Here is a 737-nt window from a genome sequence, read left to right as displayed (position 1 = left end):
TCACCGGCGCGACCGGCGAGGCGGGGGCGGAGACCCTCGGGGAGGAGCCCGGCGCCGGGACGGTGACCGTGCCCGTGACCCGGTGGCCGTCGCAGTCGACCCGGACGCCGTAGCTGCCCGGTCGCAGCGCCGTACGGACACGGGTGTCACCGACCAGTCCACCGCCGCCCGCGCCCGTGAGCCGCGCGTCCGAGACGAACGCGTCCGAGACCGCGGTTCCCGTCCGGCCCGCGCAGCCCGTGGCCCACAGCCGGATGTCGCTGCCGGAGGCCGGGGACGCCGGGGTCACCGAGACTCCGCCCGGTCCCGCGTCGGCCGCGTACGCGGCGGGCGTGACCGCGGCCGCGACCACCGCCCCCGCGCAGAGAGTGAGTCGCATCGAACGCATCGTGAAACCTCCAGACACCTGGAGACTCCCCCTCGCAGCGGCGGCCCGCATCCTCAGGGGCCGTCCACTGCTCCGTACGGGGCCGTGCGCGCCACCACGGACCGGGACCGGCCCCGGCGCGCAGGGCCCGAAGGCGCTCGCCGGGGCCGGGCGTCCGGGCCGGGGGGGTCAGATGCGGTCGACGAGGTCCGCGATCGAGTCGACGATCTTCGACGGCCGGTACGGGTAGCGCTCGACCTCCTCCGGCGTGGTCAGCCCGGTCAGGACGAGGAAGGTCTGCATACCCGCCTCCAGACCGGCCAGGACGTCGGTGTCCATGCGGTCGCCGATCATCGCGCTGGACTCGGAG

Annotated in this window: 2 protein-coding genes; both read right to left on the bottom strand. The window is 75.8% G+C overall.

Annotation, left to right across the window (positions count from 1 at the left end; translation table 11 throughout):
- Positions 1-379 (bottom strand): hypothetical protein (locus tag CW362_RS42905; protein WP_162684469.1); only part of this gene is annotated, 379 nt, incomplete at its 3' end.
- 177 nt (positions 380-556) lie between these two features.
- Positions 557-737: HAD hydrolase-like protein (locus tag CW362_RS42900; protein WP_162684468.1), on the bottom strand; the 181-nt coding region annotated here is incomplete at its 5' end.

It is taken from the genome of Streptomyces populi (genome assembly GCF_002911015.1).
GTDB classification, from domain to species: Bacteria; Actinomycetota; Actinomycetes; order Streptomycetales; family Streptomycetaceae; genus Streptomyces; species Streptomyces populi.
The sequence above is the reverse complement of the archived record's forward strand: the minus strand, read 5'-3'. Positions and strand labels throughout refer to the sequence as shown.